19 protein-coding genes are annotated in these 22,331 nt (G+C 65.6%); 12 read left to right on the top strand and 7 right to left on the bottom strand.

The genetic code is table 11. The annotated features are described in order from the left end of the window. The first annotated feature begins 209 nt into the window (after positions 1 to 209). On the top strand, positions 210 to 1,481 hold the full coding sequence (locus tag N0B15_RS03390) for a polysaccharide deacetylase family protein (protein ID WP_263018028.1): 1,272 nt from the start codon (positions 210 to 212) through the stop codon (positions 1,479 to 1,481). Between the two features lie 111 nt (positions 1,482 to 1,592). Beyond that, entirely contained in the window at positions 1,593 to 2,183 is a 591-nt protein-coding gene (locus tag N0B15_RS03385; protein ID WP_263018027.1) for a DUF7978 family protein, read from the top strand. Positions 2,184 to 2,221: 38 nt separating this feature from the next. Here the strand turns inward: N0B15_RS03385 and N0B15_RS03380 are convergent, their stop codons facing one another. Both N0B15_RS03380 and N0B15_RS03375 read right to left on the bottom strand, forming a co-directional pair. Next, positions 2,222 to 3,778, bottom strand: coding sequence for a flippase (locus N0B15_RS03380; RefSeq protein WP_263018025.1), 1,557 nt, complete (start codon positions 3,776 to 3,778; stop codon positions 2,222 to 2,224). Continuing rightward, the gene (locus tag N0B15_RS03375) at positions 3,778 to 5,469 is read right to left on the bottom strand and encodes an alkaline phosphatase family protein (RefSeq protein WP_425494206.1); all 1,692 of its coding nucleotides are present in this window, start codon (positions 5,467 to 5,469) and stop codon (positions 3,778 to 3,780) included. Before N0B15_RS03375 ends, N0B15_RS03380 begins: the two co-directional genes overlap by 1 nt. Before the next feature lie 308 nt (positions 5,470 to 5,777). On the opposite strand from N0B15_RS03375, the gene N0B15_RS03370 reads away from it, so the two are divergent. The 3 genes from N0B15_RS03370 to N0B15_RS03360 all read left to right on the top strand — a co-directional run bounded on the left by N0B15_RS03370 (position 5,778) and on the right by N0B15_RS03360 (position 9,010). After that, the gene (locus N0B15_RS03370) at positions 5,778 to 6,512 is read left to right on the top strand and encodes a profilin-fold protein (protein ID WP_263018024.1); all 735 of its coding nucleotides are present in this window, start codon (positions 5,778 to 5,780) and stop codon (positions 6,510 to 6,512) included. 263 nt (positions 6,513 to 6,775) lie between these two features. Continuing rightward, on the top strand, positions 6,776 to 7,885 hold the full coding sequence (locus tag N0B15_RS03365; protein ID WP_263018022.1) for a DUF4397 domain-containing protein: 1,110 nt from the start codon (positions 6,776 to 6,778) through the stop codon (positions 7,883 to 7,885). A 144-nt stretch (positions 7,886 to 8,029) separates the two neighbouring features. Then, positions 8,030 to 9,010 carry a metallophosphoesterase family protein gene (locus N0B15_RS03360; protein WP_263018021.1) on the top strand — a complete coding sequence of 327 codons (981 nt, stop codon included), beginning with the start codon at positions 8,030 to 8,032 and terminating at the stop codon, positions 9,008 to 9,010. A gap of 192 nt (positions 9,011 to 9,202) precedes the next feature. Here the strand turns inward: N0B15_RS03360 and N0B15_RS03355 are convergent, their stop codons facing one another. Beyond that, positions 9,203 to 9,478 carry a PadR family transcriptional regulator gene (locus N0B15_RS03355; protein WP_263018019.1) on the bottom strand — a complete coding sequence of 92 codons (276 nt, stop codon included), beginning with the start codon at positions 9,476 to 9,478 and terminating at the stop codon, positions 9,203 to 9,205. Positions 9,479 to 9,664: 186 nt separating this feature from the next. Between N0B15_RS03355 and N0B15_RS03350 the strand changes: the two genes are divergently transcribed. After that, a complete protein-coding gene (locus N0B15_RS03350) occupies positions 9,665 to 10,213 on the top strand; it encodes an NUDIX hydrolase (protein WP_263018018.1) in 549 nt (182 codons plus the stop codon). Between the two features lie 74 nt (positions 10,214 to 10,287). Here the strand turns inward: N0B15_RS03350 and N0B15_RS03345 are convergent, their stop codons facing one another. Next, positions 10,288 to 11,634 carry a hypothetical protein gene (locus N0B15_RS03345; RefSeq protein ID WP_263018017.1) on the bottom strand — a complete coding sequence of 449 codons (1,347 nt, stop codon included), beginning with the start codon at positions 11,632 to 11,634 and terminating at the stop codon, positions 10,288 to 10,290. Positions 11,635 to 11,899: 265 nt separating this feature from the next. On the opposite strand from N0B15_RS03345, the gene tgtA reads away from it, so the two are divergent. From tgtA to N0B15_RS03325, 4 genes are all read left to right on the top strand, one after another. Beyond that, the gene (gene tgtA / locus N0B15_RS03340; protein ID WP_263018093.1) at positions 11,900 to 13,375 is read left to right on the top strand and encodes a tRNA guanosine(15) transglycosylase TgtA; all 1,476 of its coding nucleotides are present in this window, start codon (positions 11,900 to 11,902) and stop codon (positions 13,373 to 13,375) included. Between the two features lie 77 nt (positions 13,376 to 13,452). Further along, positions 13,453 to 13,815, top strand: a complete 363-nt coding sequence (locus N0B15_RS03335; protein WP_263018015.1) for a TRAM domain-containing protein — start codon at positions 13,453 to 13,455, stop codon at positions 13,813 to 13,815. 96 nt (positions 13,816 to 13,911) lie between these two features. Beyond that, positions 13,912 to 15,726 (top strand): PAS domain-containing sensor histidine kinase, encoded by a 1,815-nt coding sequence (locus tag N0B15_RS03330; protein ID WP_263018013.1) that lies wholly within the window; start codon positions 13,912 to 13,914, stop codon positions 15,724 to 15,726. Between the two features lie 380 nt (positions 15,727 to 16,106). After that, on the top strand, positions 16,107 to 16,274 hold the full coding sequence (locus tag N0B15_RS03325) for a hypothetical protein (protein ID WP_263018011.1): 168 nt from the start codon (positions 16,107 to 16,109) through the stop codon (positions 16,272 to 16,274). A 45-nt stretch (positions 16,275 to 16,319) separates the two neighbouring features. On the opposite strand, the gene N0B15_RS03320 is transcribed toward N0B15_RS03325, so the two are convergent. Together N0B15_RS03320 and N0B15_RS03315 are read right to left on the bottom strand one after the other, a co-directional pair. Then, positions 16,320 to 17,021, bottom strand: a complete 702-nt coding sequence (locus tag N0B15_RS03320) for a hypothetical protein (protein ID WP_263018010.1) — start codon at positions 17,019 to 17,021, stop codon at positions 16,320 to 16,322. Then, positions 17,018 to 18,394 (bottom strand): eCIS core domain-containing protein, encoded by a 1,377-nt coding sequence (locus N0B15_RS03315; RefSeq protein WP_263018009.1) that lies wholly within the window; start codon positions 18,392 to 18,394, stop codon positions 17,018 to 17,020. Before N0B15_RS03315 ends, N0B15_RS03320 begins: the two co-directional genes overlap by 4 nt. A 797-nt stretch (positions 18,395 to 19,191) precedes the next feature. Here N0B15_RS03315 and N0B15_RS03310 point away from each other — a divergent pair. After that, the gene (locus N0B15_RS03310) at positions 19,192 to 19,359 is read left to right on the top strand and encodes a hypothetical protein (protein ID WP_263018007.1); all 168 of its coding nucleotides are present in this window, start codon (positions 19,192 to 19,194) and stop codon (positions 19,357 to 19,359) included. Positions 19,360 to 19,531: 172 nt separating this feature from the next. Here N0B15_RS03310 and N0B15_RS03305 read toward each other — a convergent pair whose 3' ends face one another. After that, positions 19,532 to 20,347: a hypothetical protein gene (locus N0B15_RS03305; RefSeq protein ID WP_263018006.1), complete on the bottom strand. Its 816-nt coding sequence runs from the start codon at positions 20,345 to 20,347 to the stop codon at positions 19,532 to 19,534. 175 nt (positions 20,348 to 20,522) lie between these two features. Here N0B15_RS03305 and arcS point away from each other — a divergent pair, with 175 nt between their 5' ends. After that, on the top strand, positions 20,523 to 22,295 hold the full coding sequence (gene arcS, locus N0B15_RS03300; RefSeq protein ID WP_263018005.1) for an archaeosine synthase subunit alpha: 1,773 nt from the start codon (positions 20,523 to 20,525) through the stop codon (positions 22,293 to 22,295). Positions 22,296 to 22,331 lie beyond the last annotated feature (36 nt).

Genomic DNA, 22,331 nt, shown 5'->3' with positions numbered 1-22,331 from the left:
TGGTCGGGGTGGGGCAGGCCGTTCCAGCGGCGATTGAACGCCGGCAGCGACGATTCGCGTGATACGCGTAGCCAGCCAGTGCCACGCAGCCTGTCAGTGTACGTGTCAATTGCCGGGTGTGGGAGGTTCGGTGGCAGAACGAACAGGAACGCTACTGCGCAGTCTGGGAAACATAACAAACGTCTGTTCTCTCGCATCGGCTGTATGCTATGAAGCGACGAACGTACCTCACCGCGGCGACCGCGACGACCGCAACGCTCGCCATCGCCGGCTGTCTCGGCGGCGACGACGAACCGGACGAACCCGACGACTCGACGAACGAAACGGACGACCACGACGACGATCCGATCACCGACGACGAACCCGAAGCGGAAGAAGAGGAGGAACCCGACATCGAGGTCGACTCCTTCGACGACTTCGAGGACCTCGAGCACTGGGAGGCCGCCGTCGGCTCGGTCTCGGCCGACACCGACCACTACTACACGGGCTCGCAGTCGGCGCGTCTCGATCCGAGCGGTGCCGACCAGGCACGGATCGTCCGCGAACTCGAGGACCCGATCGACTGCTCGGACACCGTGCCGGGGATGGCCGTCGCCGCCGAGGGGACGGTCGCGCCCATCATCCAGTTGATCGACGACGACGGCGACCGGATCGACTTCCGCCAGCAGGTCCAGGGTGGGCTCTCGCTCATGCGCTACAACTTCGGCATCTCCGGCGTTCACGGCGACCCCGACCTGAGCGAGATCGTCGAGGTCCAGATCATCTACTGGACCGGCGACGAACCCGGCGGCAACCTCTGGGTCGACGACCTCTACTTCGTCGAGCGCCCCAGCGAGGGGAAGGTGATGGTCCAGTTCGACGGCGCCTACGAGACGGTCCACTCCCACGCCTACCCCGTCCTCTCCGAGTACGACATCGACGCGACCGTCTTCGCCCCCACCGGCCGTATCCGCGAGGACCCGGAACACGAGGGCGACCGCCTCACCGAGGACCAGCTCGAGGAACTCTACGATTCGGGCTGGACGGTCGGCAGCTACGCCGCCCACGGGCTCGACATGACCGCCCTCGAGTCGCGCGAACAGGACGAAGAGATCGAAGACGCCGTCGAGTGGCTCGAGGACCACGGCTACGGCGACGGCGCGCGCTACTTCTCGTACCCGTCCGGGCGCTACGACGAGACGACGCTCGAGCTGGTCGAAGACCACCACGAACTCGGCTTCGCGGGGCGCTACCCGGTCACCGGCTACGTCGTCAACCCGCTGCTGTGCTCGCGCATGGACGACCCCTCGCCGGACGACGCCCGGACCGTCCTCGAGTGGACCGCCGAGTACGGCGGCATCACGACGCTCGTCTACTACGGCTTGCGCGACGAGTCGCGCTCGAACTTCGAGGCCGCCATGTCCCACCTCGACGAACTCGTCTCGGACGGCGACCTCGAGGTGATCACGCCAGCGGAACTCGAGGAGAGCTACGTGCTCTGAGCGAGTCACACCGGCTTCTCCGCTTCCCGCGAGCCGTCGCCCACCGACCTTCCAGTCCGCTAATGGGTGTCTGACACACATTTTTATTGCCCCCGTTCGATGCCGGAAGCGATGTCACAATCAGCCCGCGTCCGGTCAGTCCTGGAAGGGAGTATCGCCGGTCTCCTCGCGTGGATCGTCGGCTACGCGATCACGTACGCGGCCGTCGGCTCCGACGTCCGCGAGGGGTGGGTAAACCGCGGTCTCGAGTTCGTGACGGACGAGCCGGCGACCTACGAGATCGTCGGCTGGGTGTTCTACAACGCCCACTTCGTCGACACGGCGTTCGAGGGCGTGCCGTTCCTCCGGTCGGCGAACGCCATCGGCGGTGACGGCTTCACGGCGGCGCTCTACCTCGTCCCGCCGGGGCTGTTGCTCGTCACGGGTCTGGCTGTCGCGCGCTACCGCGGCGTCACCGACGCGACGGAGGGGATCCTCACCGGTCTCGCGGTCGTGCCGGGGTACCTCCTCGCGTCGGCCGTCGGCGTCTTCCTCGTCGAGGTCTCCGTCGGCGACGCCAGCGGCGGTCCTGCGCTCCTCCCGGCGCTCCTGCTGGCGGGGATCACGATTCCGGTCGTCTTCGCGACGGCGGGAAGCCTGCTGGGGGCGCTCACCGCCGGCTCCGGCTCGGCCGTCGGCGCTGACGCGGACACCTCGCGGTAGGGACTGAGGTTGCTTTTTCGCGGGCGACGCTCGAGTGGCTACTCCCCGCCGTCGGCGAGCACCGAGCCGCCCGCAGGGTCGTCGGGAATCCACCGGCGGACGAGCGGGATGGTGACGCCGGCGAGGTCCTCGACGAGGTCGACCACGACGGCGTCTTCGGGCTGGAAGCCGCCGACGAACGCGACGACGGCGAGCGAGCAGAGACCGGTGAGGACGAGGACGGGGAGGGCCGTCACCACGGTGACCGAGAGCCACGGCGAGAGCAGGAAGCTCCACGGGAGAATAATCAGGGGGAGCGAGACGTAGGTGCGGGTCGCTGGCGTCGACAGCGGGGTAATGCCGTAGCGCAGCGCGAGCACGCCGCAGATGACCGCGTGGACGGCCACCAGCGAGGTGACCGAGGCGACGCTCGCCCCGAGGATGCCGTAGCGCGGGATCAGCGCGAGGTTGACGACGACGTTCAGACAGAGTCCCGCGACGTTGCCGACGGCGATCCAGGAGGTCGATCCGAGCGCCGAGAGCGTCTCGCGGTCGCGGCCCGCGGCGGCGCTGAGGAAGAAGCCGACGGCGAGGATCGGCAGGATCGTCGCCGCCTCGGTGTAGGCGGCCCCGAAGATCACCGAGAGGACGTCGCCGGGGAAGACGACGAGCAGGACGAACGCGGGGAATGTGACGACGTAGACCCACTTGGTCGTCGTCGCGTAGATGTCGTCGATGGCGTCGCGCTCGCCATCCGAATCGAGTCTCGAGGCGATCGGCAGGTAGAGAAAGCCGAAGGCGGTGAGGACGACGAGTAAGCCGCTCGCGATGGGGTAGGCAGCGCTGTAGAGACCGACCTCGAGGGAACTGCGGAAGTAGCCGAGCATCAGGGTGTCCGTCTGGGTGAGCAAGACGCCGACGACCGTCGAGACGACGAGCGGCGCGGAGAAGACCAGGAGTTCGCGCGTGTGCGTCCGGTACTCGCCGTAGAGGGGCATCAGCCGCGCGAGCAGCAGGTGGGCGACGACGAACGTCGCGACCGCCGCGACCAGGTAGGCGATGCCCGCGGCGACGATGCCCATGCCGAGCGCGAGCAACAGCGCGATCAGGCCGATGCGCAAGAACGGATCGAGCAGGTCCTCGGCGGCGGTCCGGTAGACGGTGTTCTCGTAGCCGCGGATCCCGGCGATGGCGACGCGAAAGCCCACCACGAACGGGAGTGCCAGCGCCAGCCAGCGGACGAACGGCGCGGCCTGCTCGCTCTCGAAGAAGGTCGACGCCAGCCACTCCGCACCGACGAGCATCGCGAGCGCGAACGCGAGCGAGAGCGCCATCGTGACCGCCATTCCGCTCACCCAGACGCCGCGGCGGTCCTCGAGCGACTCGTAGCGGGGGACGAACCGGGAGACGCCCTGGGTACAGCCGGCCGCCGCGAGCGTCGTGGTGAAGATCAAGATCGCGAGACCGATGCTCACCTCGCCGTAAGCCTCGGGCGAGAGCAGCCGGCCGATCACCACCCGCTCGCCGAGTTTCGCCACCGCACCGACCATCCCGCCAGCCATCACTAACGCGGCGCTCGAGAGCAGCGCGGAGAGTTCTCGCTCGCGGTCGGCCATTACAGATACCCGAGGTCCTCGAGTCGGTCGGTCACCGCGTCGTCGTCAACGGCGCTCGACTCGCCCGCCCCCTCACCGACGGAGACGCCCTCGTAGGCCGCCCGCTCGACGGGGCGCTCGAGCAGTCCCTCGGGGACGCGTCCGGTCATGGCCGTCGGAACCGGCTGGCCGAGCAGCGCCATCGCGGTGGGGGCGACGTCGGTCAGCGAGAGGCGCTCGAGCGACGCCGACGCGTTCACGTCCGGACCGGCGGCGACGAACCGACCACAGACCTTGTGGTCGTAGACCTCGATGGGGACGAACTCGCGGCCGTAGAGGTCGGTCTTGACGTTGTGGTTCATCGCCGTCGGCCGGACGAGCACGTCGGGTGCGCGCTCGAGGTGTGGGCCGTCGTAGACGTCTTCGCGCCGACAGACGAGTTCGAACGCCGCCTCGCCGTCAGGCGTCTCGAGACCGTCGAGGAGGTCGATCAGGTCCGCGCGCACGTCCTCGTACGCGTCCGGCGGGACGACTCCTGCGGGTTCGCGGCCGGCGAGGTTGATGCGGATCCCCATCCGCGTTCCCTCGGTGCAGTAGGCGCGCGAACGCCGCCAGTCGACGCGCTCGCCTGCAGCACTCACGAGCGCGTCGGGGGCGAACCGGAGCAGTGCGGACTCGAGACCCAGCCGTTCGGCCGCGTCGTAGACGCTCGCGGGGCGAATCCCGGCGTCGCTCGCGGCGCTCGCTGCGGCGAGGAGGACGCGCTCGAGCGGACTCGCACTCGCTCCCGACGCCGACGCGCCGGTCAGCGAGCGCTTCTGACTCGAGAGCGTCGGCCGGCCGTCGCCGTCGGTCGCGGCTTCGACGTAGCCGTGACGCCGGAGCACCTCGTTGACGTAGATCGAGTAGCCGGTGACAGGACCGATGCCGTGGTCAGAGCAGACGATCACGTTCACGTCCTCCTCGAGCGTGTCGAGGACGTCGCCGACCATGCGGTCGGCCGCCTCGTAGACCGCGCGAAAGCGCGCCTCGTCGTCGAAGTTGTGGAAGACGGCGTCGGTCTTCTGGACCTGAAAGAGCGCGAACGACCACTCCTCGCGCTCGAGCAGCGCGAGGGCAACCCGGCGGCGGAGGTCGAGCAACTCGAGGTAACCCGCGAACTTCTCGTCGGGATCGTCGCTGAGTTCGTGCCGCGAGTAGATGCGGTAGGTCTCACCGATGGCGTCGCCGATCTCCTCGCGGACGCCCGGCGGGTGGCCGGGTTCGTCCTCGACGGCGAGGTACCCTGGAACGAGCACGCCCTCGAGTGGCTCCGCCGGGTGGGTGACGGGGACGTTCGTCACGAGCGAGGGGACGCCGACGCTCGAGAGGTAGTTCCAGATCGCTGGCCGGTCGACGTCGGTCCGTGAGACGACGCGGCCATCGTCGGGGTAGCCGTCGTAGTCGAAGAAGCCGTAGACGCCGTGGTGGCTGGGGTCACAGCCGGTGTACATCGACGGCCAGGCACTCCCGGTCCACGGCGGGTGGGTCGACTCGAGCGGTGCGTCGACGCCCTCCTGGCGCAGCGCGGTCAGCGTCGGCAGCGAGTCGGCGAAGCGCTCGAGGTAGCGCCCGTCGAGCGCGTCGAACCCGAAGACGACCGTCTTCGCGTCGCTCATTGCCCACCCCACGCGCTGGTCGCCGCCGGTGAACGGCGAAGTAGCCTCCGCCATCGCTGACTCGAGTACGTCATCGTCACGGTGGTAGACCGGGGCTGTCTTTGTTATCGACGGGATTCAGGGGTCGCTCGAGGGGGCAACGTTCGCGTATTCCCACCAGTCACCTGGCTGGCCACTCGCCGCTCGAAACGGATTCGGCGGCTTCCTGTAACTCCACCGACATCGTTGGGGTGACCCCACCAGCACCGTTTGGACCCTCTTTCTGCGCACACCTGGCCGTGTACCTGCTCCGTACTGTCGTCACCGAGAACCGGCGTGACCCGAGTCAGCACCGTTAACCGCGTCGGCCACTTCACTCCGGTATGACTGACGGACGCGACCTCGAGGCGGACATCGACGGTCTCGACGACGTGAGCGAGCGCCGGAACCGGGTGGTAGAGAACGTTCGCGCGCACGCGGGCCAGATCGCTCGCGAACTCGCCGTGCTCGAGGGCGGTGACTACGGCCAGGAGACGTTCGACACCGACGGCGGGACGTGGACGCTGAAGTACGAGGCGGGCGACATCGAGTACCTCCGGTACAAACCGAAGTCGGGCAGCGAGACGTACGTCATCTCGACGAAACAGCCGCCGGAACCGGAGGCGCTCGAGGCGGCGATGGCCGACTACGACTCGTTCGTCGCCGCCTACAACGACCACGTCGCCTCGTTCGACGGCGTGCTCGCCGACGTGCCGAGCGAGTTCCCCCCGGTGGTGACGGCCGAGGAACTCGTCGCCGAACGCGACCGGATCGTCGCCAAGATCCGCGCGGTCGCCGACGCGATGGCGGTCGAGTGCTACCGCTTCGACGGCGAGTACGGCACCTACTCGGCGACCGTCTCGGGGACGCGCTGGGAACTCAAGTGGGACGGCGAGCGCGCTGCCTACCTCCGCGTCGGTGGCGAGGGCGGCACCTACCTCGTCTCGCAGTACGGCCCACCCGCGGCCCCCGACGTCAGACGCTACGCGGAAGGGGTCGTCGGCTTCGTCGAGGCGTTCAACGAGTACGTCACCGACCTCGAGGCGGACCTCGCGACGGTCTCGTTCGCGGACGTCTGAGCCGACCTCCTCGAGTACGTGAGCGTTTCCCGACCGGTACGGTCGCCGTACAGCGCACTTTTCACCAGAGAGGCGCGTCCCCCGCTCGAGAGCGGTTTCGCAGACCGATTCGGTGTTCGCCTCCCGACTTTCGGTGCCTGTACGGGACCGTTTACCCGGTTCAGGCTCGCGTGGTGGGATGGTAGCCCGAATAAACGCCGGGTCAATCCAGGTGACTGACTCGCCGATTTTTGCACTGAACACCCCCAGCCTCGACCTGCACTATGACGATATCACGACGAACGACGCTCAAAGCCCTCGGTGCAGTCGGGGCGGGTGTCGCGATGAGCGGGACCGCACTCGCGGTGGGCGAACACGACGACGACGAGCGACCGGCGGACGACGCACCCGGCGCGGACGAGGCTCCGGACGCCGTCGCGGCCGTCCGCGTCGCCCACTTCGCGCCGGACGCACCGAACGTCGACGTCTACGTCGACGACGACCAGGTGCTTGCAGACGTCCCCTACGACGACGTCTCGCCGTATCTCGAGCTCGAACCGGGAACGTATACGATCACGATCACGGCCGCGGGCGACCCCGACACGGTCGCCTTCGAGGACGAGGTCTCCTTCGGCCGGGCGTTCTACACGGTCGCCGCCATCGGCGAACTCGAGGCGGACACGTTCCGCCCGCTCGTGCTGACCGACGCGGGGTCGGCGCTCGTGCGCCTGGCACACGCCTCGCCCGACGCGCCCGCGGTCGACGTGATCGGCAGCGAGGGTGCGCCGACGCTGTTCCAGAACGTCTCCTTCGGCGAGGCGACGAACTACGTCGCGCTCCCCGCTGGCAGCTACACTGTCGACGTGCTCCCGGCGGGTGAGGACGGTCCCGAAGCCGACGCTGGCGGCGAGGCACCCGACCACGACGAGAACGACTACGACGAGAACGACTACGACGAGAACGACTACGACGAGAACGACCACGACGACGACGCCGAAATGGACGACGACCCCGACGCGGTCGAAGAGACCGACGCCGACGCGGTCGCGACGGTCGACCTCGACCTCGAGGAGGGCACGGCGTACACGGCGTACGCGACTGGCTATCTCGAGACCGAAGGAGACGACCCCGAGTTCGCCCTCAACGTGACGGTCGACGGGCCGGTGGCGGGTGAGGAACCAGCCGAAGACGAGCCGGACGAGCCTGCGCCGGACGACGACCCCGACGACGAGTACGACGACGACCCCGACGACCCCGACGACGAGTACGACGACGACCCCGACGACCCCGACGACGAGTACGACGACGACCACGACGACCACGCTGAGGACGATCACGACGAGGACGAGAAGAACGGCTACGACGACCACGACGAGAACGGCAACGACGACTGAGCGAGACCGCCGCGGTTTTTTCTTCGCAGTGCCACGTCGCCGGACTCTCGAGTCCTCCCGATGACAATATATAGCAACCTCCTCTTCTATATATTAATGGCACTATCTTCATAGCTCTCGCCGCCGAAGGGGCGAGTGAGACCGATGTCTCCGCCCACGACCTCCGACCCGACACACCCGCTCGCCCGATTCGCCGCTCCGACGACCGAGTCGGAGACGCTCCTGGCCGTCTGTGCAGACCCGCACGTCTCCCCGACCGCACGCGGTTCGACGAAGGTCTACCACCGGACGGCCGACCGGTTCCAGCGTGTCCTCACCGACGCGGCCGGACTCGGTGTCGACGCCGTCGTCTGCACGGGCGACCTCACCAAAGACGGCCACCCCGACGAGTTCGCACACGTCGACGAACTCCTCGAGCGCGCCGAGGTTCCGTTCGTCGCCGTCCCCGGCAACCACGACGTGCCGAAGCACTTCGACGAGCACGACACGCCAGCGCTCGAGCGCTTCGAGGCTCGCTACACGCCCGGTCGGCTTCCCTACCGCGTCAGCGCCGGCGAGGTCGACCTGATCGGTCTCGACAGCGCCAGTAGCCCGATCCTCGCGGCGGGCCACGGCGGCGTCATCACCGACGACCAGCTATCCTGGCTCGAGGACACGCTCGCCGACGCGGCCACGCCGGTCGTCGTCTTCCACCACCCGCTCGCACCCGCCTCGGTGTTTCCCGACGCCTTCGGCTACCGCGAGCACTACCGCCTCCAGAACGCCGAGGCGGTGCTCGAGGTGCTGCGCGAAGGTGGCGTCTCGCTGGTCCTCTCGGGACACGTCCACTGGCCCGCCTGCTGGCGAGCGGGTGGTCTCAGGCAGGTCGTCGCTCCCGCGAGCAGTTCGTACCCACAGGCGTACCTCCTCGTGCGTCTCGCTCCATCGGGAACCGAGATCACGCTGCGCCCGCTCGCCGACGCGGCCGAACTCGAGGAGGCGTACGAACACGCTCGAGACGGCTGTGATCGGGGCCAGGCGATCGTCGAGAGCACCGACGCGGGCGCACTCGACGCACTGCCGTTCGTCGACGAGACCGACACCTCGCCACCGGCCACCCCGCTCGCCTCGTACACGCGGCGCTGACGCTCTCGCGCTCGTTTTCCACCCGTCACCTACCCGAGCGCCGTCGCTCGAGTCGGTCCATCACCCTCGAAAAGTCAGTCCGTGAGCAGTGCGGCTAGGTCGCGAACAGCGCCCAGTCACGCCGACTCGAGCGCCCGTCGGCGGTGTGGTCGCGGCGTTTGCTCGGCCGTCTCGGAGGCGTTAGGCGCCCGCTCAGACGTTGACGTGTCGATTCACCCACTGCTGGCGGTTCTCGAGTTCGCGCCGTCCCTTCGGGGTGAGCGCGTAGTAGTTCGTCCGGCGGTCGAGCTGGCCTTTCTCGACGAGTTCCTTCTCGACGAGTGCGTCGAGGTTCGGATACAGCCGACCGTGGGTCACTGGCTGGTCGATGTAGGCGTTGATGTCGTCGAGGATCTCCTGGCCGGATGGGCGGTCCATTCCGGCGATGACGTACAGGAGGTCGCGTTGGAATCCGGTAAGTTGGTCCATAGATCACCCTCTGAGTCTCGACCTTCACCCGTTCGTGGCTTTGTTATTCAGCAGGTACGTCACGGCCGCTGTGAGAAGGTAGGTCGTAGCACACGGTAACTGCCGGCGACAGGTCTCGCCCGCACACCTCGCCCGTCCAGCGTTCCGAACGCGGTGTTTTTCACCCAGACCTCCGTAGCGGCCGGTATGCCGCCAGATCACCTCTCCTGGGAGACGCTCGAGCGCCGGGTAGCCTACACGTGTCCGGGCTTCGAGATCGTTAACGAATCCGTTCGCCTGCCCGACGGATCGGAGACCGACTTCGACTACCTCTCGGAACCCGAGAGCGTCGCCATCTTGCCGTTCACCCCCGACGACGAGGTCGTCTGCATCGAGGAGTGGCGACAGGCAGTCGGACGCGTCAGCTACGGTCTCCCCGTCGGCAGCACCGAAGCCGACGACGCCGACCTCGAGACCGCCGCGAGACGCGAACTCGAGGAGGAGACCGGCTACGAAGCCGAGACGCTCGAGGCACTCACCACCGTCGAACCCGCCAACGGCGTCAGCGACAGCGTGATGCACTTCTTCGTCGCACACGGCTGTCGCCCCACGGGCGAACGCGACCTCGATCACAACGAGAGCATCGCCGTGACGACGACGACGCTCGAAGCGCTGCTCGAGCGACTCGAGACCGGCGAGATCCGTGACGGTCGAACCGTCCTCGGCGTCTCGTACTACCGGCTCTTCGGCGAGTAAGTTCAGGAAGAAGTGGGGCGGCCCAGAGATCACGTTCTGGGCCGTGTTCGGTCGCTCCGACTTCGGTTACCGCTTCAGCCGAGCAGGCCGATCACTGGCTGTCCGTCGTCAGTGTCGTTCTCCTCGTCGTCGTCCATCTCGTCTTCGTCCATCTCGTCGTCGTCCATCTCGTCATCCTCGTCGAGTTCCTCCTCGAGTTCCTCGGCGTCACCGATCGTCAGCGTCCCCACGGTCGCGTCTTCGATCGTCATCTGGCTCGCGGAGACGTACTCGATGGTCTCGCCGTCGCCGACGTCGTTCTCGTCGTTCTCATCTTCGTCGTCGACGCCGACGTCGTTCTCGTCGTTGTCGTCGACACCGTTGTCATCGACGTCGTTCTCGTCTTCGTCGTCAGCGGCGACATCGTTCTCGTCGTCTTCCTCGAGTGACTCGACCGTCATCGATTCGACGGTGACCTCGTCGATGTCGAACGTCTCGATGGTGAGTTCGTCGATCTCTTGCGTTTCGTGCTCGTCGTTCTCGTCCTCGTCGACATCGTTCTCGTCGTCATCGACGCCAACGTCGTTCTCGTCGTTATCGTCGACACCGTTCTCGTCGTTGTCGTCGACACCGTTCTCGTCAGTTTCGTTGTCCTCGGCCTCGTCGTCGCCGTTGAACAGACCGTCGAACCAGTCACCGATGCCCTCGAGGACGCCGTCGTCATCTTCGACGTTCAGCTCCTCGATGGTCATCTGCTCGACGTTCATCTCCTCGATGGTGAGGTCCTCGATCGTGATCTCGTCTGCGTCTTCGTCGATCACGTCCGCGTCGTCGTGTTCGTCCTCGTCGTCGACGCCGACGTCGTTCTCGTCGTTGTCGTCGAGGTCGTTCTCATCGACGTCGTTTTCGTCGTTGTCGTCGTGGTCGTTCTCGTCGTCGACACCGACGTCATTTTCGTCATCGTCGTCGACGCCGACGTCGTTCTCGTCTTCGTCGAATTCGAGGTCGTCTATGGAGACGCCTTCGAGTGCGAGCGACTCGAGGTGGACGTCGGAGATGGTGAGTTCGTCCATCTCTTCGTCGACATCGTTCTCGTCGTTGTCGTCGACGCCGTTGTCGTCATCGTCGACGCCGACATCGTTCTCGTCGTTGTCATCGACGCCGTTGTCGTCCGTCTCGTTCTCGTCGTCGTCAGCGTCGAGTTCTTCTTCGAGTTCAGCCTCGTCCTCGATATCGAGGTTCTCTACCGTGAGTTCCTCGATCGTGGCGTTCTCGACGGTGACGGTATCCAGGTCGAGTGTGCCGACCTGGACGTTCTCGAACGTTACACTGCTCATGTCTCCGGCGTCGTCGGTCGCCGCTGCCCCGGCCATCGCGGGCCCCGAGAGGGCAACGAGTACGGCGACTACAACGACACCGATTGTGTGTGGTCGTGAAACCATGCGTCCAGGAGTACACCGAAATCGGGGCTAAAACGAGGAGACTGTTACAGCGTTGTCTCGAAGAAAAACCCAGTTAGAACGCCCGCAACGGTCACTAATCCGTCTTTCACATTTCTCCCCTGGAGAGCGTTCACTCCACTGGGGGTTTCCGGGGGTGTACGCACAGGTATCCTCTCCACCCTTGCGCGTGCCGCCACTGATGAATCCATCGACGCGTGACGAAGAGAACGGAACGTTTACCGGCGCGCTCGCGAACGACCTCCCAATGGGCGCCACCTTCGAACTCCGCGACACCGATGTCTGTGGTCGGATCGGGAACCTGTCCGTCCCGAGTGCCGACCGCACCGTCGAGACACCTGCACTCATGCCGGTGATCAACCCGAACGTGGTGACGATCTCCCCACGTCGCCTCGCCGACGAGTTCGGTGCGGAGATCCTCATCACCAACTCCTACATCATCTCGAAAACCGACGGCCTCCGCGAACGCGCGCTCACCGAGGGGCTCCACGATCTGCTCGACTTTCCCGGCGTCATCGCCACCGACTCCGGCTCGTTCCAGCTCGCCGCCTACGGCGAAATTTCGGTCACCACCGAAGAGATCCTCGCCTTCCAGCGCGACATCGGCTCCGACATCGGCACCCCCGTCGACATCCCCACCCCGCCCGACGTCTCCCGCGAACGCGCCACCGACGAACTCGAGACCACCCAGGAGCGCCTCGAACTCGCCGCCACCGTCGACACCGGCGAGATGCTCGTCAACGCCCCCATCCAGGGATCGACCTATCCCGACCTCCGCGAGCGCGCCGGTGGGCACGCCGCCTCGAGCGGTCTCGACGTCTTCCCCGTCGGCGCGGTCGTCCCGCTGCTCAACGACTACCGCTACGCCGACACCATCGACGCCGTCGCCGCCGCCAAACGCGGTCTCCCCGAAGACGCACCCGTCCACCTCTTCGGCGCTGGCCACCCCATGATGTTCGCCCTCGCCGTCGCCATGGGCTGTGACCTGTTCGACTCGGCCGCCTACGCCCTCTACGCCCGCGACGACCGCTACCTCACCGTCAGCGGCACCCGCCACCTCACCGACCTCGAGTACCTCCCTTGCTCCTGTCCGGTCTGTCTCGAGCACACCCCGGACGACCTCCGCGCGCTCCCCGACGACCGCCGCGAGGCGACCCTCGCCGCCCACAACCTCCACGTCTCCTTCGCCGAGATTCGCCGCATCAAACAGGCAATCCGCACCGGCACCCTCCTCGAACTCGTCGACCAGCGCGCGCGCTCACACCCCGCCATGCTCGAGGGCTACCGCGCGCTGCTCTCTCACGCCGCCCAGCTCGAGCGCGCCGACCCCGTCTCGAAGGGCGCGTTCTTCTACACCTCCCACGAGAGCGCCGCCCGCCCCGAAGTGCTGCGCCACCACCGCCGCCTCGAACGCCTCTCGCTCCCCGACTCCGTGTTCCTCACCGAGGGCGCCTCCTCGAGCGACGACGCCTACGACACCTCCTGGCGGGTCCTCCCGCCGTTCGGACCGTTCCCGCGCGCGCTCTCGAAGACCTACCCGCTCTCCGCCCAGCTGCCCGGCGAACCCGACCGCGCCGCACTCGAGGCCGCCGCCCGCGGTATCGCCCGCCTCGTCGAAGCCAATCCCGACGCGACGGTCACGCTGGGTCATCGCGGCTGGCATCGGGAGGCGCTCGAGCTGGTCCCCGACGCGGTCTCACTGCTCGACCTGACGGCCGAGTGACTGACACCGATTCCAGCCCGGCCACCGAGTGACCGGCGACCAGAACTGCAAAGAGGTCCTGCCGCCCTCGCTCTCGTATGCTTCAGACGGGCTCGCTCGTTCTCGGAATCGTTCTGATCGTCATCGCGGTTACGTGGCTCGTCCGCCGGGTCCGCAGCGGCGGGCGCTCCGCCCAGGCGCGCGAATCGCTCGAGCGCCACCACGAGGCGCAGGCGCGCGAGCCACCGGTCGACGTCGGCGACGTCTGCACCTTCGGCATCGAGGAGTTCACCGACCACCACTCGGGGGCGCGCCGCGCCGTCGGCCGCGTCGAGGGCTTCGTCGTCTTCGTCGAGGACGTCCCCGACGACGTCGCGCTCACCGACGCGGTTCGCGTCAAGATTCTCTCGTTCAACCGCGGCCACACCTCCGCACGGGCGGCATTCCTCGAGCGCGCCTGAGACACGTCCGCTCACACCGGCACCAGTCTCGGTTCGATGTCGGGGCCGCACCTTTCATATGATCACCTCTCGAATGCATGTCGAGTACTGCCAACTATGCAGCCGCCCCCACCCGGTCGCGCGCGAGGTCGATCCAGGGTCCTGCTCGTCGGTCCCTCCGGCGAGCGCAGAGCACGGCTCGCTTCGCACCTCGAGCACGCGGGCGACGGTGCGAGTCCGTTCGACCTCGTCACGGTGTCTGCTCCGGCGGCCCGAACCGAACTGAGTGACGCACGGCCCGACTGTGTCGTCCTCGTCGACGCGTCGGGCGAACGCGCGCTGCTCTCGACGCTCGCCCGCGAGCACCCCTCGCTTCCGGTCGTCCACTTCTCCGAGAAGCCCGTCGATCACGACGCCATCACCGCCCACGTCGACGCCGCGAGCGAGAGCGCGCTCGCCCTCCTCACCGCCCGACTCGAGGCGACGCTCGCGACCGCTCGCGCCGAGCGGTTCGAGCGGACGACGCGCGCGCTCGCCGACACGACGACCGACGCCACCGCGACCGTCGACGACAGCGGCGTGTTCCGCGAGGTCTCCACCGCGTTCGCCGCGCTCGTCGGCCGCGACCCGACGGCCCTCCGTGGAACGTCACTCGAGACCGTCTACGGCCCACTCCCGTCCGCTCCGCTCGCCGTCGTCTCCGGCGACGCCGAGCGCTGGCACGGCCCGCTCACGATGACGAACGACGGGACGGCCCTCGAGCGAGAACACACGTTCGTCGAACTCGACGACGGGACGGTCGCCTGTTTCGTCCACCCGACACCCGGCCCGGCCGAACTCGAGACGCTCCGCGACGAGTCGTCGATGCTGAACTCGATGCTGGCGGGCCTGCCGCTCTCGCTGTACGCCAAAGACACCGAGGGCCGGCACCTGCGCGCGAGCAGGGAACAGGTGACGCCGCCGCTCGAGACCCCGGACGGGACGACCCTCTCGGAACCGGACGACCTCGTCGGCCTGACCGACTTCGACATCTACCTGCCGAACCTCGCCGAGGAGTCCTACGCCGACGACCGCCGCGTCATCGAGACGGAGACGCCGGTCTTAGAGAAGGTCGAGCAGTACCGGACGCCGGTCAACGAGATCCGCTGGACGCTCACCTCGAAGGTGCCCTGGCGCGGTCCCGACGGCGAGGTCCGCGGTCTCGTCGGTGCCACCACCGACATCACCGCGAAGAAACGCCACGAGCAGGAGATCGAACGCCAGCGCCAGCGACTCGAGGAGTTCGCGAGCGTCGTCGCCCACGACCTCAGAAACCCGCTGAACGTCGCCCGCGGCTACGTCCAGCTCGCCACCGAGACCGACGACCTCTCTGCACTCGGCGACGTCGAGGAGTCGCTCGAGCGGATGGAACACCTGATCGAGGACGTCCTCACCCTCGCCCGCCAGGGTAACTCCGTCCTCGAACCCGAACCCGTCTCGCTGCGCGCCACCGTCGAGGCGGCCTGGGAACAGGTCTCGACCGCCGACGCGACGCTCCAAATCGCCGACGACACGCACTTTCTCGCCGACCAGGGACGCCTCTGCCAGCTCCTCGAGAACCTGCTTCGCAACGCCGTGGAACACGGTTCCACGAGCCCTCGCTCGCACGCTCGCGAGAACGCCGTCGAACACGCCGGCGAGACCGTTACCGTCACCGTCGAACCGCTCGAGAACGGCTTCGGCTTCGCACTCGAGGACGACGGTCCCGGCATCCCCGAGGACAAACGCGAACGCGTCCTCGAGTCGGGCTACACGACCTCGAGCGAGGGCACCGGCTTCGGTCTCGCCATCGTCTCACAGATCGTCGACGCCCACGGCTGGGAAATCGAGGTGACCGAGAGCGACTCCGGCGGCGCACGCTTCGAGATCAGCGGCGTCGAAACGCCGGTCTGAGCCATTTTCGGACACCGAGCACCGGTGGCGGCTCGAGTGGCCAGCGCTCGAGACAATAACCAATACCTATAAGTCAACCAGTATACAACACGCTCACGGAAGCCGCGTCATCCAGAACGAGCGGACATGGGAAATGTCCCGGGTGTTGCACCACCCGAGACGTGGCTTCCAACTCGCGAGAGTACTGAAGCCATGACTCCCTACCAACCACGCGAACTTAAAACACTCGCAAACGCACCGTACAGCCCGCGAAACGCCGGTTTCTCGAGTTACGACACCCTCACTCGGAGCACCACCCCCGTCACTCGAGTGTGTCTCTCACTGCTCGCTCGAGCGCCGCGACTCGCCCTCCTCCCACCTCGCACACCCGGAGACGGCCGATGACCGAGGACGACTATGCCCGCTGGGGTGGCGACGACTGGAACCCGCCGCGCTGTCCCCACTGTGAGAGTGTGGTGGTCGGTATGACCGCCACGGGACCGTTCACCATCCAGACTTCCTGTGGCTGTTACGTCACCCAGGAGGAGGCGAGGCAGTTGCGCCGGTAGCGCACTCGAGCGATGCGGGCCTGTTCGGGACCATTGGCCGAATCTCTAGCGGCGTTTGTTCCGGTATACATCTTCGGGCGTCGGAAGGCCGATGTGGTCTGCGACCGGCTGGAGGGACGTCTCCCAGGTTGGGTCGTCGTGACAGACGAGGAGAATTGCCCCGTCCTCGAGTTCTTCGACGTGCCAGGCAGGTGCGGAGAGCAACGTCTCACGGCCATACGTGTCGACCAGATTCGGCGTGAAAATCGTTAGCCAGCACAGATGAGTTAGTCTCCAATCTGCCAGAGATCGGGCAGTACACGGTGGGTGGCCGATATGTGGCATATCTGGTGTCTCTGCGTAGACCACAACAGGCCGGTCACCCGTCGCAGTGTATCCGAGCTTAACGAGATCGATAACTGCTTCTAACGGTTCGTGTTCGTTGTCGCTCCAGGGATGAGTGTCCCCTCCGATCAGGAACCTATTTTCGTCGAACCGATACGCGATGAGCGGACAGTCGGTCAGATCCCACTGTTCTCCATCGGGCGTGGTATGACTAAGCGATCCACCATGTACGAACGACCACCGGTCGTGTACATCGATGTATGGCTCTATTGTGACGTCTCCGACGTACTGTGTAGACAGGATGCCTGCTCCTACGTACTCGTACCGCTCTGTCGATTCGATCGCTTTCCGATGTTGCTCACTCAACTCACTGTCCGTACCACCTCGATAGATGTACTCGATATACAACCGATCGTCGGTCATTGTTCTCCTCCAAATACGTCCCACGAGAGGAACCCTACGGCGTCAATAAGCTGTGTCACACTTCTCGGTTTCCTATCTTTTTGAATGAACGTTTGTTCCTGCGGACTAACAACTGTCATGGTCCCCTCAGCACTGACGTCACCACTGAGTTGGTGGGCCTTGAACCGAATCGCTTTGTCCAGAATATCTCCACCTCGTACCCTTCCGGACTTTGCTTCGATATACGATCCGTCGGTCGTCATCACGTCGAACTCACTCGTCAAGCTATTCGCTCCATCACGTGCCGGATTTAGCGCCCTTTCGATTCGTAACCGTAGGTCGGCTCTCGAGTTAATCCCTCTGAGGAACGCCGCTTTGCGGATATACTCGTCGACCACATCATCAGAAAGCGCTTCGAGCGAGGATCCATCCGCTGCAGCGATTTCCTCCGGTACTGCCGCTGCCGCGAACTCGTCTACGATTTCGTCGATCTGAGCCGCACTCAGTTCGTCGTACCGAACCGTTCGCTTCGTCTCCCCAATCGCGTCCACCTCCGCTTGTCCCTGTACATATCCACTCGCAACGTGGAATTCGTACAACGCACCGACGACGTTGTTCCGCGAACTGTTAGCAATGTCGTCGTTGATAACGTGTCCAACACCCTTCACACCACCCTTGAGCAGAGTCTCGAGGTCCGCTTCGAACTGCTCAAGTTGCGCTACCCCGACCTCACCGCTCTCGAGTAGCTTCGCAAGCGTCTTTCTGACCCCATCCGGTGTGGCGGACCGCCCTGACAGCAGGTCGCGTGCTTCGATCGTCGCGACGATTCGTTCGACGATCTCGAGCGCTGTGCCGACCTCGGGTAGTTCGCTCGGGTCCCGTTCCCAGGTGCCGTCACGGCCGAACCTCGACTGCGGTGGTGCCCGCTGGACGTGGATGCCAATCCCTGCCGAGTGGGTGATAATCGGTTTGTCTCCTCGTTCCAGTGCATTTCTAGCCACTTCGTCGGCTTCGCGTTCGAGTTCCGGATCGGGATCGATCACGAGCGAACTTCCCTTCTGTGGGAGCATACTGATCTGGCCACCAGTTTGCTGGCGGACGTGCGCGAGCAGATACTTCCCCTCCACGTTCTCGGGGTCGTACTCACCGCGGTTGAACACCATGTGATTCCCGGTCGTAAACGCACGTGCCTCGAGCGCGCTCGCGGCTTTTGCGGCCTCGGGACCGGTGTGAAGCTGAACGTCACTGAACGAGTCGCCCATCCGTTCCTCCATCTCCTCGCGGACAGAGCCCTCGAGTGGCTTCCCTGGTCGCGAGATCACACGCCGAACCACGTCCGGCGTCGCGGTCTCGCCCGCTAGGTCGCTCTCAGCCTGTGCCTCCACCGAGCGCATCGCACTCGGTGTGTCGAGTTCGACGCCTGCCGCCCGACTGCGCGCTCGAGCGACGCGCACTTGCTCGCCTGTCGGCGTGTTTATGCCTTCGGGCAGTTCACCGCGTTCGCCCCACCGTTGGACCTGCTCGAACCCGCGCGTCTGGATCAATTCGTCGAGCTGGGCCGCCTGCTCGGGCGAGGGGCGCAGGACGCTCGAGAGATACTGGTGTGGCCGCGCCCCGCGCTGGGTCTGTGGCTGCGCTCGAGTGCGTCGCTGGCCCATTTCGTCGTTCTCGTTCGCGCTCGCCTCCCGCCGTCGGCGGTCGAAACTCACCCGCTCCACCTCGTATCTCGTCGCATTGGTACTTGTCAGACCGTTATTGGTCGGTTGCATTATGTGTTGCTGTTTGGACACTCGAGTGGCTCTCACCCTCGAGTCGGTCAGTCACCAACCCCATTACCCGCATCACCGACGACCATTTCCAGAAACTATATGTATCTGTTCGTGAAACTCGCCCGTGGAAGCTGCGCCCGCCGCACACCGGTTAGGGGCACGCTCTCAAGAAAGTGCCCCGGGTGTCACTACCACCCGAGACGTGGCTTCCTACTCAGGTTGAGTTCCGAAGCCATGACTCCCTACCAACCACGCGACCATAAAAGGCTCGCAAACGCACCGTACAGCCCGCGAAACGCCGGTTTCTCGAGTTACGACACCGTCACTCGGAGCACCACCCCTGTCACTCGAGTGTGTCTCTCACTGCGCACTCGAGCGCCGCTGCTCGCCCTCCTCCCACCTCGCACACCCGGAGACGGCCGATGAGCGACGACGACTATGCCCGCTGGGGTGGCGACGACTGGAACCCGCCACGCTGTCCCCACTGTGAGAGCGTGGTCGTCGGCGTAACCGCCACCGGTCCGTTTACGATTCAGACTTCCTGTGGCTGTTACGTCACGCAGGAGGAGGCGAGGCAGTTGCGCCGGTAGCGCGCGCTGAGTGTCCGCCCCGACTGTTTCCGTTGCGCACTCGAGCGATCCCTGCCTGTTCGAAGCCGCGACTGTATCTCCGGCGATGCTCCCGGTATTTCTCTTTGGGGTCGAAGAGCACTTCGTGTAGTCGGAATGTGGCAGTCGAGTCGTGCTCACAGATTCACTGCTACTACTTCACGACCGGAGATCGATCATCTGCCTCTGCTGCGAATTCGAGGGTATCAACGATAAGCTGTCCACCTGATGTGATGGTGATTGCTGCAAATGGTAAGATACTGTATTGTTCGTTAGCATGATTGAATATTCCTTCGTCACTTTCCCCGGTCTCGAGTTCTGCATGTATTTCGTACGCTCCAGGCATACCAATCATGTCTATCATGTGTAACCCGCTTTCGGACGCCATCTCGTACTTTTCTTCGAGAATGTGGCTGTCCCCATCAGTTCGATGGACCACTTTTACCGATACGGTGTGGGACTGTCGGCTGAAGTTAGAGAGCCAGATTCCAGTTGCATCTCTCGACGTTTGTTCGTCGGTGATATACGGGTCGGAATATCGTTCAATTCTTGGCTCGATCCGTACTGACCGCTCCCGTGTGACTGCATATAGTGCAGGAGGGGTCGCTCCAGTTCCGGTTCCATTTCCTCCCTCCCTTCTAAATTCGTTAAACTCACAATCGATTATACTCACGTACTTCTCCTTTTCAGTTGTATAGTTGACCACTGATTGCTCTTCGACGCAGTCGACTTCGATTACCGACGACGGACTTTTGTTATGATTGTAAATATGGGTCTCTTCGTATGCTGCAACGAATTCACGCACATCGTCAGTATCGAGTGTCTCCGGCTGTTCAGGGAATTGTTTCTCCTCCGGTTGATTGCCTCCGTTGTCCCGATCTGAATTCACATCCACGTGGTTACTGAGGCAGCCACTCACCCCAAGGATCAGTCCAGCACTAGCTGTAGCGAGGAGTTCACGTCGTTTCATGACGAATGTGTTGGTATATGGACGATATTCTCACAATCATAAAACCCTTCTCCCATTTGACGACACTGTTGGTTTCCGCCTCGAGCACGATTTGCTGGATGTTGCTGGTGGTACTGTATACCCGTCCGCGCGCCGCATCGACAGCCTCTTTCGCCCTCCCCGTCCGAGTGTGGGTATGACCGACTACTTCGAGGTCCACGCGCGCGACGGGGCCGCGCGCCTCGGCGAACTCCGCCTCGAGTCGCCGCGCACCACACCCGCGCTCGTCGACGACCTGCTCGTCGACGCCGGGAGCCTGTGGGCGAGCGAGCGCGAGGTTCCGGCGGGCGACCCGGCGGCGCTGACGGTGCTCCCCCACCGCGGCTTCCCCGGCGGCACCGCCCCCGAGGTCCGCGAGGCGTTCGCCGTCGCGACCCCCGACGTCGACTATCCGAGCGCCGCCGTGCTCTCGAGTGAAGACCCTCGAGACGAGGGTACCGACGCCTACCTCCTCGCCGACGCGGGGTCGGCCGTCGGCCACGGCCGCGCGTTCGTCGAGGCGGTCCTCGCCACCCGCGAGGCGATCCCCGCCGACACCGCCCTCTGTCTCTCCGGGGTCGCCACGCCGCGCAACGTCGCCCTGCTCGCCTACGCCGGTGTCGACGCCGTCGACGCCTCGAGAGCCACCATCAAGGGCACGCAGGGCAAGTACCTCACGACCGAGGGCGAGTACTTCCTCGAGGACCTCGAGGAACTCCCGTGTGCCTGTCCCGCCTGTCAGGTCCCCCGCGAGGAATTCACCCGCGAGTCCTGCGCCGAGCACAACCGGAACGCGCTGGCCGCCGAACTCGCGGTCGTCCGCCAGCGGATTCGCGACGGCCGCCTGCGCGACTATCTCGAGGGCCAGGCCCGCCACGACCAGTGGCTCACCGCCGCGATGCGCGAACTCGACAGCCAGTGGAGCTATCTCGAGGAACGAACTCCCATCCTCCGGGATGCGCCGCTCACCGCGGCGACCGAGGACACCCTCCGCCGGGTCGAGATCCAGCGCTACGCCGACCGCGTCACGACCCGCTACCGCAACCGCTTCGACGCCCCGCTCGTGCTGGTTCCCTGCTCGGCGAAGAAACCCTACAGCGACTCCCAGAGCCACCGCCAGTTCCACGACGCCATCCGCTGGCGCGCCCACGTCGTCTCGATCACCAGTCCCATCGGCGTCGTTCCCCAGGAACTCGAGACCACGTATCCGGCCCAGCACTACGACACCGTCGTCACCGGCCGCTGGTCGGCCGACGAGGTCGACTTCGTCGCCCGCGTCCTCCGTCGGTACCTCGAGCGCACCGCCGACACCTACTCGCGGGTGATCGCCCACGTCCCCGACGAGGGCTACCGCGAGATCGTCGAGCGCGTCGAAGACGAGGTCGACGGTCTCGAGTTCACCTACACCGTCGCCGAGGGTGCCCACCCGACCGACGACGCGTCGCTCGCCGCGCTCGCCGAGGAACTCGCCGGTGAGCCGGCCTACCCCAAACGTGAGCGCGAGCACAACACCGTCCGCGCCATCGCCGACTACCTCCTCGGCGACGGTGCGGGTGACGCCCTCTTCGCCGACGTCGACCTGCGGACCACCAGCCGGTACCCCCGCCTCCAGGTTCGCGACGCCGACGACACCCAGCTCGCGACGATGGTTCCCCAGTACGGCACCCTCTCGCTGACGCTCGAGGGGGCGCGCCTGTGGGCCGAGAGCGACGCGCCGACCAGGCGGGTCGAAATCGACGGCTTCGTCCCCCGCGGGAGCGTCCTCGCGCCGGGCGTCGTCGACGCCGACGAGGACATCCGCGTCGGCGACGAGGTACTCGTCGAGGGACCGAAGGCCTTCGGCGTCGCCCGCGCGGAGATGTTCGGCCGCGAGATGGTCGAGAGCACGCGCGGCATCGCCTGTGAGATTCGCCACGTCGAAGAGCGCTGATATCCGCCGTCACCCGAATCCAGTGAACCGGTCCGC

This window comes from Natronobiforma cellulositropha (assembly GCF_025629245.1).
Lineage (GTDB): Archaea > Halobacteriota > Halobacteria > Halobacteriales > Natrialbaceae > Natronobiforma > Natronobiforma cellulositropha.
This window is presented reverse-complemented; position numbering and strand designations above follow the sequence as displayed.